The 12528-nt window shown below is 70.6% G+C and carries 12 protein-coding genes; 5 read left to right on the forward strand and 7 right to left on the reverse strand.

Translation table 11 applies throughout. From position 1 onward, the window contains the following. The first annotated feature begins 219 nt into the window (after positions 1–219). The 3 genes from IE257_RS24675 to IE257_RS24685 all read left to right on the forward strand — a co-directional run bounded on the left by IE257_RS24675 (position 220) and on the right by IE257_RS24685 (position 2841). Entirely contained in the window at positions 220–1644 is a 1425-nt protein-coding gene (locus IE257_RS24675) for an AI-2E family transporter (protein WP_189972130.1), read from the forward strand. Between the two features lie 76 nt (positions 1645–1720). Further along, positions 1721–2113 (forward strand): hypothetical protein, encoded by a 393-nt coding sequence (locus IE257_RS24680; protein WP_189972131.1) that lies wholly within the window; start codon positions 1721–1723, stop codon positions 2111–2113. An 8-nt stretch (positions 2114–2121) separates the two neighbouring features. After that, positions 2122–2841 (forward strand): hypothetical protein, encoded by a 720-nt coding sequence (locus IE257_RS24685; protein WP_189972132.1) that lies wholly within the window; start codon positions 2122–2124, stop codon positions 2839–2841. 60 nt (positions 2842–2901) lie between these two features. Here the strand turns inward: IE257_RS24685 and IE257_RS24690 are convergent, their stop codons facing one another. Continuing rightward, positions 2902–3438 (reverse strand): alkyl hydroperoxide reductase, encoded by a 537-nt coding sequence (locus IE257_RS24690; protein WP_189972133.1) that lies wholly within the window; start codon positions 3436–3438, stop codon positions 2902–2904. Between the two features lie 3 nt (positions 3439–3441). Further along, positions 3442–3996: a peroxiredoxin gene (locus IE257_RS24695; protein ID WP_189972134.1), complete on the reverse strand. Its 555-nt coding sequence runs from the start codon at positions 3994–3996 to the stop codon at positions 3442–3444. A gap of 135 nt (positions 3997–4131) precedes the next feature. On the opposite strand from IE257_RS24695, the gene IE257_RS24700 reads away from it, so the two are divergent. Further along, entirely contained in the window at positions 4132–5079 is a 948-nt protein-coding gene (locus IE257_RS24700; RefSeq protein ID WP_189972135.1) for a hydrogen peroxide-inducible genes activator, read from the forward strand. 56 nt (positions 5080–5135) lie between these two features. On the opposite strand, the gene IE257_RS24705 is transcribed toward IE257_RS24700, so the two are convergent. The 5 genes from IE257_RS24705 to IE257_RS24725 form a co-directional block, all read right to left on the reverse strand. Next, positions 5136–7502, reverse strand: a complete 2367-nt coding sequence (locus tag IE257_RS24705) for an FtsX-like permease family protein (protein ID WP_189972136.1) — start codon at positions 7500–7502, stop codon at positions 5136–5138. Then, on the reverse strand, positions 7499–8185 hold the full coding sequence (locus IE257_RS24710) for an ABC transporter ATP-binding protein (RefSeq protein ID WP_189972355.1): 687 nt from the start codon (positions 8183–8185) through the stop codon (positions 7499–7501). The genes IE257_RS24705 and IE257_RS24710 overlap by 4 nt, the downstream gene beginning before the upstream one ends. Continuing rightward, a complete protein-coding gene (locus IE257_RS24715; protein ID WP_189972137.1) occupies positions 8185–8709 on the reverse strand; it encodes a PadR family transcriptional regulator in 525 nt (174 codons plus the stop codon). Before IE257_RS24715 ends, IE257_RS24710 begins: the two co-directional genes overlap by 1 nt. A 124-nt stretch (positions 8710–8833) precedes the next feature. Beyond that, complete coding sequence (locus IE257_RS24720) at positions 8834–9118, reverse strand: type II toxin-antitoxin system antitoxin (protein ID WP_245385683.1); 285 nt, start codon at positions 9116–9118, stop codon at positions 8834–8836. Beyond that, positions 9064–9972, reverse strand: a complete 909-nt coding sequence (locus IE257_RS24725; RefSeq protein ID WP_189972138.1) for an SPFH domain-containing protein — start codon at positions 9970–9972, stop codon at positions 9064–9066. Before IE257_RS24725 ends, IE257_RS24720 begins: the two co-directional genes overlap by 55 nt. A 232-nt stretch (positions 9973–10204) precedes the next feature. Between IE257_RS24725 and IE257_RS24730 the strand changes: the two genes are divergently transcribed. Continuing rightward, a complete protein-coding gene (locus IE257_RS24730) occupies positions 10205–12472 on the forward strand; it encodes a transglycosylase domain-containing protein (RefSeq protein ID WP_189972139.1) in 2268 nt (755 codons plus the stop codon). Positions 12473–12528 lie beyond the last annotated feature (56 nt).

Consider the following 12528-nt stretch of genomic DNA (forward strand, 5'->3'; position numbering starts at 1 on the left):
TTCTTCACCGCGGCCGCGATGAACTTCGCCCGCCTGGACGCCTGGCTCACCAACACCCCGCTCGCCCCGACCCGCACCTCACCCTTCGCAGCACTCCGCCCCGCCGGATAGCTCCAGCGGGGCGGATTTACCAACAGGGTCCGGAATCCGGTGCGGGGCTCCTCGCGTGTACGGTCTTCGAGGTGAGCCCGTAGAGCGGGGCGGGGGAAGGAAAGCGACATGGCGAAGAGGGAAGGCTGGCTCGGCCGGCTCGGGAACAGGCTCAACCGGATGGAGGCGCGGCTCAACGAGCGGCGCGCCGAGGTCGAGGCCGAGGCCAGCGGCGACCTGCCGGGCTGCGGCGGGCCGGGGCGGGCGCCCGCGGGCCGCGCGGCGTCCGCCGGGGCCGCGGTGTCCGGCGCGTCCTCCGCATCCGGCACGGCGACGGCCGTTGCCGCGCCGCCCGTTGCCGTACCGGTGGCCCCCGCGCCCCACCTCGCCGCACCGGCCGCGCCCACGCGCCCCGACCCGGCGAGCGTCGTCCCCTGGGGGATGCGCGTCGCCGCCGAGGCCAGCTGGCGCCTGCTGCTGCTCGCCGGGATGCTGTGGGTGCTGATGAAGGTGATCAGTGAAGTCCGGCTGGTCGTGCTCGCCTTCGCCGCCGCCATGCTCGTCACCGCGATGCTCCAGCCCTTCGTCGTGCGGCTGCGCCGGCTGGGCCTGCCGCGCGGTCTGGCCACGGCCGTCACGGCGATCCTCGGCTTCGTGGTCATCGGCCTCGTCGGCTGGTTCGTGGTCTGGCAGGTCATGGAGAACCTCGATGACCTCTCCGACCGCGTCCGCGACGGCATCAACGAGCTCAAGCTCTGGGCGCTGGACAGTCCGTTCCACGTGACCGAGAAGCAGATCAACGACATCGCGAAGAACCTCAGCGAGACCATCGGCACCAACACCGAGCAGATCACCTCCGCCGGACTGCAGGGCGTGACGGTGCTCGTCGAGGTCCTGACGGGCATTCTGCTCGCGATGTTCTCCACGCTCTTCCTGCTCTACGACGGCAAGCGCATCTGGACCTGGGCGCTGGGCCTGGTCCCGGCCGCCGCCCGGGCCGGAGTCGCCGGTGCCGGTCCGCGCGCCTGGCGCACCCTGACCGCGTACGTGCGCGGCACGGTCATCGTCGCGCTCATCGACGCCATCTTCATCGGCCTCGGCATCTACTTCCTGGACGTGCCGATGGCGGTGCCGCTGGCCGTCTTCATCTTCCTGTTCGCCTTCATCCCGCTGGTCGGCGCGGTGGTCTCGGGAGCCCTCGCCGTGGTCGTGGCGCTCGTGACGCAGGGCGTGTTCACCGCCCTGATGGTGCTGCTGGTGGTGCTGGCGGTGCAGCAGATCGAGGGCCACGTGCTCCAGCCCTTCATCCTGGGCCGGGCGGTACGGGTGCACCCGCTCGCGGTGGTGCTGTCCGTGGCCGCCGGCGGCATGATCGCGGGCATCGGCGGAGCGGTGGTCGCCGTACCGCTGGTGGCCGTCACCAACACGGTGGTGGGTTACCTGAAGGCGTACTCGCGCGACCAGCACCATCTCGGGGCGGGCATGATCGGCCCGGCCCCGCACGGCTCGACGGCCCTGGGCGCGGTACCGGACCGCGAGAACACCACGCCATAGCCCGCCCGGGCCCGGGCGGGTGGAGGAACCCACGGAACCTGACATTCCGTCGATCAAGGCTGCGATGATCGAACGCATGCGCGCTCTGATGGCGGCGCTCGGAAACAGGAACCACGGGGGGACAGTCGTGATCACCGATCCGGAGCTCGGCGAGGAGTGGAAGACCGAGGCCATGGAACAGGCGTCGGCGCCGTCGGGGAGCGCGCGGGAGCCGACGGCGGGTGGTCCCGGCCCGCGCCCGTGGAAGTGGGCGCTGGGCGGCGCCGTGGTGGCATCGGCGGTGTGGGCCGGCGGGCTGTACGCCGTCGGGGGCCCGCCGGGCGCCCCGGAGATCTCCTACCGGGCCAGCGTCGAGGTCTCGGCCTTCACCTTCGGGGAGCGGCACGGCAGGCCCGCCACTGACGCCGACGCGGTGAAGGCGGCGATGGCCGAGGACCTGCGCGAGCTGATCGCAGCACTCAGGAAGTAGGGGCGGACGTGATCGGGGAGCCCGAGCTCGACGGGGAGCAGTGGCCGGCGGCGGACCGGGACGGGGCCCCGCAGGATGTCGTGGTGCGCGAGCCCTTACGGAGCCGGGCGCGGCCGTGGCAATGGGTGGCGGCAGCGGTGGTCGTCACCTCCGCACTGTGGGCGGGCGGGTTCTACGCCTTCGGGGACCGGCCGGCCGCACCGGAGATCCGCTACCGGGTCACGGAGAACCTGTGCGATCAGTTCACGGCCCCGGCGCTGGACGAGGAGCTGGGCGGCCTCACGAAGACCGAGCCGCGGGCGGGCGGCCGGCATCCGGCGCTGGACTGGGCGTCGTGCCACCGCGAGAACGACAGGGCGGTCTCCCTCGGGACCGTGCACACCTCGGCCACGGTCGAACTGCACAAGAAGACCGATCCGGCGGTCGAGTTCGCACTCGACGTTCCGGGCAACCGGGTGTTCTTCGCCGGTGGCGACGGTCGGTGGGAGCCCTTGCCCGGCATCGGCGAACAGGCCATGGTCACCAACCCGGTGACCGATGACAGCCTGCGGCTGCGGGTCCGTGACGGCGGCGCGGTGTTCACTGTCGACGTGATGATCTACCGGGTGACCGGCGGTGACGACCCCGACCCCACGCTGGCACCGCTGCCGCATCCCGGCCGGGAGGCGCTGCTGGCGGCGGCGGTCGAGGACACGCGGGCGCTGATGGCCGCGCTGCGCAGGAGCTGACAGTACGAGGGCCCCGCGACCGGGAACGGTCACAGGGCCCTCGTGGCGTACGGGGTGCCGTTACTCGGCGGCGAGGGCGGCCTCGGCGTCGAGGGTGACGGCGACGGCCTGGATCACGGAGGCGATCTTGAAGGCCTCCTGGATCGTCTCGCGGTCGACGCCCGCCTTGCGCAGGACCTGCTCGTGCGAGTCCAGGCACTGGCCGCAGCCGTTGATCGCGGAGACCGCGAGCGACCACAGCTCGAAGTCGACCTTCTCCACGCCGGGGTTGCCGATGACGTTCATCCGCAGGCCCGCGCGCAGGGTGCCGTACTCCGGGTCGGAGAGCAGGTGCCGGGTGCGGTAGAAGACGTTGTTCATCGCCATGATCGCGGCGGCGGACTTGGCGGCGGTGTACGCCTCCGGCGAGAGGTTCGCCTTCGCCTCGGGCTCCAGCTCACGCAGGACGAGCGGCGAACGGGCGGCGATCGCGCAGGACAGGACGGTGCCCCACAGCTGCTGCTGCGGGAGGTCGCTGTTGCCGATGACCGAACCGAGGTTCAGCTTCAGGTCCTTGGCGAAGTCCGGTATGGCCGACTTCAGGGAGTCGAGGGACATGCCTCACTCACCGGCCAGCAGCGCGCCGGCGTCGATGGTGCTGTCGCCCTTGTTCCAGTTGCACGGGCACAGCTCGTCGGTCTGCAGGGCGTCGAGGACCCGCAGGACCTCCTTGGGGTTACGGCCCACGGAACCGGCGGTCACCATCGAGAACTGGATCTCGTTGTTCTGGTCCACGATGAAGACGGCGCGCATCGGCAGGCCGTCCTCGCCCAGGATGCCCAGCTCGGTCGACAGCTCGCGCTTGATGTCGGACATCATCGGGAAGGGCAGGTCGCGCAGGTCGGCGTGGTCCTTGCGCCAGGCGTGGTGCACGTACTCGGAGTCGAGCGAGAAGCCGAGGACCTGCGCGTCACGGTCGGCGAACTCCTCGTTCAGCTTGCCGAAGGCGGCGATCTCGGTCGGGCACACGAAGGTGAAGTCCAGCGGCCAGGCGAAGATGACCTTCCACTTGCCCTCGTAGGTCTTGTGGTCGATCTGCGCGAACTCAGCTCCGGCCTCGAGCGAGACACAGGCGGTCAGGTCGAAGGCGGGGAACTTGTCACCAACAGTGAGCACGCGCTCTCCTTATACAGTGGAAAATAGCCCTTTTGGGGGTTTTCCGATGGGGTTGGACTGATCTCACATGCTGACACACCTGCATTGATTACAGAAATAGCTAGTCTTGTGTCGGGTGATCGGAGGTACCTATCAGTGGCTGTCAGTAGTAGGGGAACGAAGCAACCGACGCTCGCGCAACTGCGCGCCTTCGCGGCGGTCGCAGAGCACCTGCACTTCCGCGACGCCGCCGCGGCCATCGGCATGAGCCAGCCGGCGCTCTCCGGGGCCGTCTCCGCGCTGGAGGAGGCCCTCGGCGTGCAGCTGCTGGAGCGCACTACCCGCAAGGTGCTGCTCTCCCCGGCGGGCGAGCGGATCGCGGCGCGGGCCCAGGTGGTGCTGGACGCCATGGGCGGGCTGCTGGAGGAGGCCGAGGCCGTACGGGCCCCCTTCACCGGGGTGCTGCGGCTCGGGGTGATCCCCACGGTGGCGCCGTACCTGCTGCCGACCGTGCTCGGGCTGTTCCACCGGCGCTATCCGCGGATGGACCTCCAGGTGCACGAGGAGCAGACCGCCTCCCTGCTGGAGGGGCTGGGCGGCGGGCGCCTGGACCTGCTCCTGCTGGCGGTGCCGCTGGGCGTCCCCGGGGTCACCGAACTACCCGTCTTCGACGAGGACTTCGTCCTGCTCGCGCCCCGCGAGCACGCGCTGGCCGGACGCCGCGACATCCCGCTGGAGGAACTGCGGGGGCTGCAGCTTTTGCTGCTGGACGAAGGGCACTGCCTGCGCGACCAGGCCCTCGACATCTGCCGGGAAGCGGGACGGACGACCGGAGCGGACGTCACCACGACCGCCGCCGGGCTGTCCACGCTCGTACAACTGGTCGCCGGGGGACTGGGAGTGACGCTGTTGCCGCGGTCCGCGCTGCGGCTGGAGACCGCCCGCAACGAGTACCTGTCCACCGGCTACTTCGCCGAGCCCGCACCTTCCCGGCGGATCGCCCTGGCCATGCGCACCGGGACCGCCCGGCAGGAGGAGTTCGGGGCGATCGCCGCCGCACTGCGCGAAGCCGTACGCCCGCTCCCGGTGTGGCCCACCGACTAGGGATGGGGGGCGCCGCCGGGAACGGGCGTACGGGGCCGGGGATCACACCGCGCGCGTCACTCCGTGCGCAGGCCGTCCGGGCGCATCAGCCGCAGCAGCGGTGGCAGGCTGAGCAGGGTCACGACGACCACCACGCCCGCGCCGGCCGCCGTCATCCCGAGCACCGACGCCCAGTCGATCCGGAGCGGCTGGGCGGCCATGCTCATCAGGACGGCGCCCAGCCCCACGCCCGCCCCGGCCGCCAGCACCAGGCCCAGCACGATCGGCACGGCCGTCTGCCACAGCACCGACAGGCTCAGGGTGGAGCGCTTGGTGCCGAAGGCGACCAGGGCGGAGAGCAACCGCTTGCGCTCGCGCAGTTGCTCCAGCTGGGAAACGAGCAGGCTTCCACCGATCAGGACCAGTACGGCGATGGCGCCGAAGAACAGCCCCGTGCGGATCGAGGAGTAGCCGGCGGCCTCCTTGGTGTCCCGCAGCCTCATCGCCGTGACGAACGGGTCCGCCTTGAAGACGGCGTTGCGCGCCAGGTCCAGGGTGTTCGGACCCGACTCGTCGACCTGGACGAAGATTCGCGCATCCGGAAAACTGCCGATCTCCTTCGGCGCCGCCGACGGGGTCACCAGCAGGCCGCTGCGCAGCTGCCCGGTGGGGTCCTCCCGGCTGGGAACCGTGCGGGCGTCCGCCGGGACCTTCCACTTCGCCGGACCGGGCCGGTCGGTCGTTCCGGACGCGGACGCGGAGCCGTACCCCCGGACGTCGCCGACGAACAGCTCGTCGCCGGGCTTCGCCGTGGCCCCGTAGACGTCGTCCCGGGAGGTGGAGCCGGTCACCACGAAGGCGTCGCCCTCCTTGCAGGAGCCGAGCGTCGCGACCTCGCCGAGCGCGTCGCAGGTGCCGATGGTCACCTGGACCGTCTCCTCGTCCGCGGGCACCTGGTGGGCGGCATGCGCGGAGGTCAGCGGGACGGCGCGGGTGACGCCCGGCACGGCGGCGATCCGCTGCGCGAGGTCGTCCATGGGCGTCTGCGCATCGCGGTTCACGATGACCGCGACGGCGGCCCTGCCGGGATCCTGGCCGGTCGACTTGGTGTACTCGCCCTCGACGCCCGCGAAGAGCATCTGGAGGGCGATGGCGCCCGCGACGGCCACGGCGATGCCGTTGACGAGCCGGGCGGCGGCGCCGCTGTTGACCTGGAGCCGGCGCACGGCCAGTTGCCAGGAGACCGGGCCGCCGGACATCTTCGCGACGAAGCGTTCCAGCAGCCAGGGGATCAGCACGGTGACCCCGATCAGCAGCAGCACCACGCCTCCGGCGACCTGCCACTGGTTGAACCTGCCGTGGTCGTTGCCGCGGCCGCCCATGGGCAGGAGCAGGCCGATTCCGACCAGCGGGAGCAGCAGCCGCCACCAGATACGACGCCGGGAGGGCTTGGTCGTACGGACGACGCCCAGCGGCTCGATGACCACACCGCGCAGCGCGAACAGGGTCACGGCCACCGCCGCCGCGGGCACCGCGAGGGCGACCAGCACGGCGAGCCAGGGCGCCGGGTCCAGGTCGGCGGGGAAGACACTGCGCTGCTGGAGGCTGAAGCTGCCCACCAGGGAGCGGCCGACGGCGAAGAAGCCGGCGCCCAGTACCAGTCCGATCAGAGAGCCGGCCAGCGCCTCGCCGGCCGCGATCCGGCGCACCATCCTGCCGTCGGCGCCGACCAGCCGCAGGGCGGCGAGCCGCCGGTCGCGCCGCTCCCCGCCGAAGCGGACGGCGGTGGCGATGAACACGGCGACGGGCATCAGCAGGGCGACGAACGTCAGGACGACCATCAGCATGAGCACGGGGTCGAGGCCCTCGCGGTCCGTGTCGTGGCCGAAGCCGGTGACGCGCTGGACGCGGTAGTCCTCGGGGCCGTTCTTCCGGAGGGTGTCGCTGCCCAGGTAGAAGAGCAGTTCGCCGGGGCCGACCAGCCCCGGGGCGCCGACGATCTCACTGACGCGCGCGTCGAGCCGCTCACGCAGCAGGGCGCCGTCGGAGGACTTCAGCAACTCGTCGAGGGCGGGGGAGAGGGCCATCTCGCCCGGGCCGGGGATCCGCTTCAGACCGGGCGGCAGCGGGGCGTCCGGGCCCTCGGCCCGGATCATGTTGCCCTCGATGTCCTTGTTCCGGTACGTCTGGCCGATGCGGGCGATCAGCAGGGTGTCGGGCCCGGGGGCGTCGGCTCGCTCGGAGTTCAACGTCGACCGTGCGTCGCCGCGCTCGTACCGCTGGGCGAGGGCGCCGGGGATCGCGGTGCTGATGAGCAACAGGGCGACGCCGAGACCGACGCCGACACCGGTGAGCAGGGTGCGGGTCCATCCCTCGCGGCCGCCGCCGAAGGCGAAGCGGGTGCCCATGCCGAGATCGCGGGCCCAGACCTGGAGCCGGCTCATACGATCCGCTCCATGTCGCGGGATTTGCCGTCGCGTACGACGATCTCCCGGTCGGAATAGGCGGCCACGCGCGTCTCGTGCGTGACGAGCACGACGGCCGCGTTCGCGGACCGGGCCGCCTCCGTGAGCAGCTGCATGACGAGTTCGCCGTTGAGGGAGTCGAGGGCTCCCGTGGGCTCGTCGGCGAAGATCACCCGGGGTGCGGTGACCAGGGCGCGGGCGACGGCCACGCGCTGCCCCTGGCCGCCGGATATCTCGCCGGGCCGCTTGGCCACGAGTTCCTCCACCTGGAGCTGTTCCATCCAGTGCAGGGCGGTGCGTTCGGCCTCCTTGCGCTTGACGCCGGTCAGGCGCAGGGGGAGGGCGACGTTCTCCACGCAGGTCAACTCCGGTACGAGCTGGCCGAACTGGAAGACGAAGCCGAACTCGGTGCGGCGCAGGGCGCTGCGCTCGGCATCGTTCAGGGAGGTGAGCTCGCGGCCGGCGTAGGTGATGGAGCCGGAGTCGGGAGGAACGATGCCCGCGAGGCAGTGCAGCAGCGTCGACTTGCCGGAGCCGGAGGGGCCCATGACGGCGACGACCTCGCCGGGGTGGATGGAGAACTCGGCGCCGTCGAGGGCCTTGGTGGTTCCGAACGCCTTGCGCAGGTCCGTCGCGGCGAGGAGGGTACCGGCCGGGGTCATCATCGGCGGACCTCCCGCGCGAGCTGGTCGAGGCGGGCCGCGGTGAGCTCCAGCCACCGCAGGTCCGCCTCCAGGTGGAAGAGGGCGTGGTCGCAGACGAGCTGGTCGGCGATGTCGCCCTTGCGCTTGCGCTGGGTGAGGATGCGCATGAGGCGCAGGTGCTCGGCGCGCTGGGTGTCCAGCAGCTCGTCGGCGCGGCGGCCGGTGAGCAGGGCGAGGACGACCTTGGTGTAGAGGGTCGAGTGGAGGTAGGGCTCGGGCTTCTCGGGCTGGGAGAGCCAGGCCCCGACGTCGGTGATCCCGGCATCGGTGATGGCGTACCGCTTGCGCTCGGGGCCGCCGCCGCTCTCCACGCCGTCGACCTCGACGAGGCCGTTCTTGAGGAGCCGGGACATGGTCGAGTAGACCTGCCCGTAGGCGAGGGGCCGATCGTGGCCGAACTTTTCGTCGAAGGTCCGCTTGAGGTCGTAACCATGGCGCGGGCCGGCCTCTAGGAGGCCCAGGAGCGTGTGACCGATGGACATGTCCGCGACTCTACACTGCGTGTATACGCTGAGTGTATAGATGGCGGGGCGGATGCCCTCCGGCGATTGCGGCATGAGTACGCCCCGGTGGGGCCGGGGCGGCGGCCCCACCGGGGCGTACGGGTCACTCCGTGGGCTTGGGGGGCCGTCCCCGGCGCGGGATGGGGCCGGGGGCCGAGGGGAGGCGGCCGGCCTCGGCGAGGGCCCGGCGGAGCAGGAACTCGATCTGCGCGTTGGCGCTGCGCAGTTCCTCGCCCGCCCAGCGGGCCAGCGCGTCGTACACCTGCGGGTCGAGCCGCAGCAGCACCTGCTTGCGCGCCTGCCGGCCCGCCGGTTTCTCCTCGCCGCCGGGGGTCACTGGTAGAGGGTTCCCGTGTTGACCACCGGCTGGGCCGCGCGGTCGCCGCAGAGGACGACCATCAGGTTCGAGACCATGGCCGCCTTGCGCTCCGGGTCCAGGTCCACGATGTCCTGCTCCGCCAGCCGGGTCAGTGCCAGCTCGACCATGCCCACCGCACCCTCCACGATCTGCGTCCGGGCCGCCACGACCGCGCCCGCCTGCTGGCGCTGGAGCATCGCGGAGGCGATCTCCGGAGCGTACGCGAGGTGCGTGAAGCGGGACTCGATGATGTGGACCCCGGCCGCCTCCACACGGGCGTGCAGTTCGACCGCCAGCTTCTCGGTGATCTCCTCGGCGTTGCCGCGCAGCGACAGCCCGCCCTCCTCGTGCGCGTCGTAGGGGTACTCGATGGCGATGTGCCGGACGGCCGCCTCGGTCTGGGTCTCGACGAACTCGGTGAAGTCCTCGACCTCGAAGGAGGCGCGCGCGGTGTCCTCGACCCGCCACACCACGACCGCCGCCAGCTCTATCGGGTTGCCGTAGGCGTCGTTGACCTTCAGGACGGCCGTCTCGTGGTTGCGCACCCGGGTGGAGATCTTCTCGCGGGAGGTCAGCGGGTTGACCCAGCGCAGGCCGTCGGCGCGGATGGTGCCCCGGTAGCGGCCGAAGAGCTGGACGACGCGGGCCTCGCCCGGCGCCACCGTGTTCAGCCCGCACATCGCGATCACGGAGACGAGGCTCAGCAGCACGCCGGCCGCGATCAGGAGCGCCTTGGCCAGGGTGGCCGTGGCCACCGAGCCGACCGCGATCACGCCCGCGCCCGCCAGTAGACCCACCAGGCCGAGCAGCAGTGCCGGGCCGCCGCCGACGCTGTGCGCGGTGAACTCCCTTACTCCGCTTGGGTTGGCGTTTTGGTTCGTCATGGTTTGCCCCGTTTCTCAGCTGACGGCCGGTCGGACCGCCTAGCAAAGTGATATCACTTTTTTGCGCTTCGGCAACCCTTCGGCTTAGGTGAGCGTCGGTTCCAGTGATGTGGGTGCTGATTCTCACGTCCGAAATGACCGGAATTAGTCACGGTTGGCCAACTTTTGACACAGCCTGCGGTGTTAGCTTTCTGAGCTGACGTCGGGGGGGCAATCGAGCGGAGCGGGAACGATGGGCCGAGCAGAAGTGCGTAAGGCGCAGCAGCGGCGCGGTGCGCGGCGTGCGCCGAGCGGACGGGCGAAGGGCGCCGAGGGAAGCGGAAGTACCGGCAAACGCACCGGCATACGCCGCTTCTTCACCTGGAAGAAGGTCTTGGGCACGTTCTTCGGGCTGGCCCTGCTCGGCATGGGCGCGCTGGTCGCCCTGTACTTCTACGTGGAAGAGCCGGACCCCAACAAGCAGGCCCTCCAGCAGAGCAACGTCTACAAGTACGCAGACGGCACGATCATGGCCAGCAAGGGCAAGGTCAACCGCGAGATCCTGCCGATCGACAAGATCCCGATGGACGTCCAGGAGGCGTTCATCGCGATCGAGAACAAGTCGTTCCGCAAGGACCAGGGTGTGGACTTCAAGGGTCTGGCCCGCGGTCTGTGGAACACGGCCACCGGCCGGGGCAAGGCCGGCGGCTCCACGATCACCCAGCAGTACGTCAAGAACTACTACTTGACCCAGGATCAGACGGCGACCCGCAAGCTCAAGGAGCTGGTGATCTCCCTCAAGGTCGACCAGCGCATGAAGAAGCCCGAGATCCTGGCGGGTTACCTCAACACGAGCTACTTCGGGCGCGGCGCCTACGGCATCCAGGCCGCGGCCCAGGCCTACTACGGCGTCGACGCCGGGCAGCTGACGCTGGAACAGGGCGCCTACCTCGCCACCCTCGTACAGGCGCCCAGCCAGTACGACTGGTCGACCGCCAGCGCCGAGACGCAGAAGCGGATCAAGATCCGCTACGACGCGACCCTCGTGAACATGGTCGACATGAAGAAGCTGGACGAGGCCAAGCGCCAGACGCTCAAGTTCCCGGAGCCGCAGCCGCCGCAGCCGCCGATGGGCATGGACGGCCAGAAGGGCTACCTGGTCCAGGCGGCCGAGGCCGAGCTCAACGCCCAGGGCGTCGAGCGGAAGCTGATCGACGCCGGCGGCTGGACGTTCACGCTGAACATCGACCCGAAGAAGCAGGCCGCGCTGGAGACGGCCGTCCAGGAAGAGCTGGAATCCAAGCTGGAGCGCACGAACGTCGAAAAGCGCCCCATCGACCAGCGCGTGCAGGCAGGCGCCACCTCCGTGGACCCGAAGACCGGCCACATCGTCGCCATGTACGGCGGTACGAGCCTGAAGGACCACTGGTCGAGCAACGCCCTGCGCAAGGACTACCAGCCGGGCTCCACCTTCAAGCCGGTCGTGCTGGCCTCCGCCCTGGAGAACGGGTCGAAGACCCAGGACGGCAAGCCGATCACGCCGAACGCGCTCTACGACGGCACCAGCAAGCGCGCGGTCGTCGGCAGCGACATCCCGTTCGCCCCGCAGAACCAGGAGGACCACAGCTACGGCACTCCGATGATGACGGTCCAGGAAGCCACCAACTTCTCGGTGAACTCCGTCTACGCGCAGATGATCGTGGACGTGGAACCGCCGAACGTGAAGAAGACGGCCCTGGCCCTCGGCATGAAGGACCGCGACGGCTGGCCCGAGGACAAGCCGGCCATGTCGCTCGGCACCATGAGTGCCAACACCGTGGAGATGGCGGCCGTCTACGCCACCCTCGACAACCACGGCAAGAAGGTCACGCCGACCATCATCAAGAAGGCCGAGCACAAGGACCGCGTGGTCGAGCCGGTCCAGCCCATCGGTGCCCAGGCCATCAGCCGCAAGACCGCCGACACCGTCACCAAGGTGCTCACGGGCGTCGTCAACGACGAGGGCGGCTCCGGCAACAAGGTCCGCAGCAGCGCCTACGAGGCCGCGGGCAAGACCGGTACCACCGAGTCCAACGTCTCCGGCTGGTTCTCCGGCTACACCCCGGAGCTGGTCACCGTCGTCGCGATCTTCGGTGAGGAGCCCGGCACCGCCAAGCAGGTCACCCTGACCGGCACGGCCGGCCTCGGCCGGCTCGGCGGCTCCAGCTTCCCCGCCACGATCTGGAAGGCGTACACCCTCGCCGCCCTCAAGGGCGCGGACACGGGCAAGTTCCAGCTGAGCGAGGCGGACATGGGCGCCGTCCAGACGCCGTCCCGCAGCGCCTCGCCGACGCCGTCGCCGAGCCCGTCCTCCAGCGCGCCGGCCGCCAGCAGCAGCCCGTCGCCGTCCCCGTCGACGTCCCCGTCGCCCACCGCCACCAAGTCGGGTACGACGCCGTCCCCGTCGACGTCCCCGTCGCCCACGGCGACCAAGAGCGGCGGTCCCAAGCCGCCGGACCCGCCGCTGATCCCCGAGCACTAGGGACACGGACAGACCGCCGCCCCGCAGCCTTCCTCGAAGGCTGCGGGGCGGCGGTC

This window comes from Streptomyces avidinii (assembly GCF_014650695.1).
Taxonomy (GTDB): domain Bacteria; phylum Actinomycetota; class Actinomycetes; order Streptomycetales; family Streptomycetaceae; genus Streptomyces; species Streptomyces avidinii.